The 1,892-nt window shown below is 66.1% G+C and carries 2 protein-coding genes and 1 pseudogene; all 3 read right to left on the bottom strand.

Annotated features, from left to right (window positions below; translation table 11 throughout):
- Positions 1-136 precede the first annotated feature (136 nt).
- Complete coding sequence (locus VGP39_RS18490; RefSeq protein ID WP_327569544.1) at positions 137-1,045, bottom strand: IS3 family transposase; 909 nt, start codon at positions 1,043-1,045, stop codon at positions 137-139.
- Positions 1,045-1,320, bottom strand: a complete 276-nt coding sequence (locus VGP39_RS18485) for a hypothetical protein (RefSeq protein WP_327569543.1) — start codon at positions 1,318-1,320, stop codon at positions 1,045-1,047. The genes VGP39_RS18490 and VGP39_RS18485 overlap by 1 nt, the downstream gene beginning before the upstream one ends.
- A 124-nt stretch (positions 1,321-1,444) precedes the next feature.
- A pseudogene (locus tag VGP39_RS18480) lies at positions 1,445-1,892 on the bottom strand (hypothetical protein); the annotation flags it as partial.

Raw genomic sequence — 1,892 nt, 5'->3', positions numbered from 1 at the left:
TGGCGCTTCGTCTCGCCGGCTCCTTGTCGGGCGATGCCATAACGGAAGGCAAACCACTCGTCAGTTCCGACACGGAAACAGACGAACGCGTTGACCGCGCTGTACCGCGCCCGGTTCTTTGGACACAAGATAGCTGTTAAGCGGCGGCCCTCATGACGGCCTTGTGCCAGGCGGCTCTGGCGTCTCTGGGACTGCGCAGGCCGTTCTTCTCGATCAGCCACTCGGCATTGTAGCAGGCGACAAAGTCGCGGACGCTGGCACGGACGTCTTCGATGGTTTGGTAGATGCGGCCGTGAACGATCTGCTCCTTCAGCGTGCGAAAGAACCGCTCGATGACGCCATTCGTCTCGGGCTCGCCCACGAACGCATAGCTGGGGGTCATGCCCCAGAAGCGGATCTGGTTTTGGAAATGTTCGGCGAGGAACGCGCTGCCGTGGTCGTGGCGCAGTGCCAGACCGCGGGCGGCGCTGGGGCTGACGTGGCCGAAGACATTCCGGATTGCCATGCCGACAGCCTGGACAGCGGCGTAGCGATCGCCGCGTTTGGCGACGTGCCAGCCCAGCGTCTCGGCGTTCCAGTGCTCGACCACGCCGAACAGCCAGACCTTGCCATTCTGCACGGTGGCGATCTGGGTAGCGTCGGTCGCCCACATCAGGTTCGGCGCTTCGGTAATGATGTGCCGATCGTGTGGCGCGTTGTCGCGCGTGCGGGCACGATGTGGCGACAGGAGCCCGTTCTCGCGCATCAGCCGCAGCACCCGTTTGCGCGCAACCCGGATGCGGTCCATCACCCGCAACCTCGCCCACACTTTGCGATGTCCCTCGCCATGCCAGGGCGAACGGGCGAGATCGGCGCGGATCGCCGCCAGCAGGGCGTCGTCGGACACCGCAGGCTTCGGTCCACGACGCTGCGCCGGGATCGGCGTCCTCGTGGTGTCGGCCCGGCGCCGATCAGCATAGAAGGACGACCGCGGCACGTCCCAGATCCGGCAGACCTCGGCGATGCCGTAGCGGCGGCCGGTGGTCGGGGAGGTCTCTGCCGCCATCACCGCGACCTCCTGCGAACCAAAGGGCCAGCACGCTCGATGCGCGAACGCAGTAGCTCGTTCTCCATGCTCAGTTCACCGATCCGCTGCATCGCGGTGGCGAGCTCCCCGGTCGCCGCATCCATCTCGCGTTCCTTCAACGCGCCATCCAGCGCGGCTTCGGCCTTCTGTCGCCAGTGCTCGAGCTTGTAGAGCGGCACACCGAGCTGGCGCGAGAGATCCTCGGTGGCCTCGCCCCGCAGCAGGCGAAGCACCACGTCACGCTTGCGGTTCACGCTCCAGCGCTGGCCCGGCGTCAGCGACCCACTCCCCGAACACCCGACCCCGGCGCCGTTTTGGCCTGTGGACAGCGCGGACGGGCGCCGCCCGCCCTCGCTCCCCACAAGCCCATCTGCCACATCATTTCGTATGATCCTGCTCATGCTGGACTTCACCATATCTGCCTCCGTTCGGACAAATCGGTGTCCAGAAAAATCGGGGGCAGCTCAGGGCATAACCCAGGCCGGTAAGCACCGCACCTGTCGCGGCCAGCAGCCTGCCGGGCGCGAACCAGATGAGCGCCAGACCAATTGCCTCAATTCCGGCGGACATCAGCGCAACCCGAGCGCCCCCGAGCTTGTCGGGGAGATGGCCAAGGAAGAGACGCGCCACGACCAATGCAGCCGCGAAGGCGCTGAACAAAAGCCAGACGGGGTTCCAGTCGCGCTCGGCGGAAAGCAGTGAGCTGAAAGCAATCAGCCCGCCGAAACCGAAGGTGCTGAGTGCCGAGCCCAGCCCCGGCATCCAGACAGCACGCGCAACCCTGAGAAGGTGCGAACGTGCGCCACGTCGCGGCGGCACGGCAGCC

Origin of the sequence: Bradyrhizobium sp. (assembly GCF_036009065.1) — a bacterium.
Lineage (GTDB): Bacteria > Pseudomonadota > Alphaproteobacteria > Rhizobiales > Xanthobacteraceae > Bradyrhizobium.
The sequence above is the reverse complement of the archived record's forward strand: the minus strand, read 5'-3'. Positions and strand labels throughout refer to the sequence as shown.

Bases quoted from the DNA above. Each gene is read 5' to 3' on its own strand.
- VGP39_RS18490 (WP_327569544.1), bottom strand. From the start codon at position 1,045: ATGGCGGCAGAGACCTCCCCGACCACCGGCCGCCGCTACGGCATCGCC.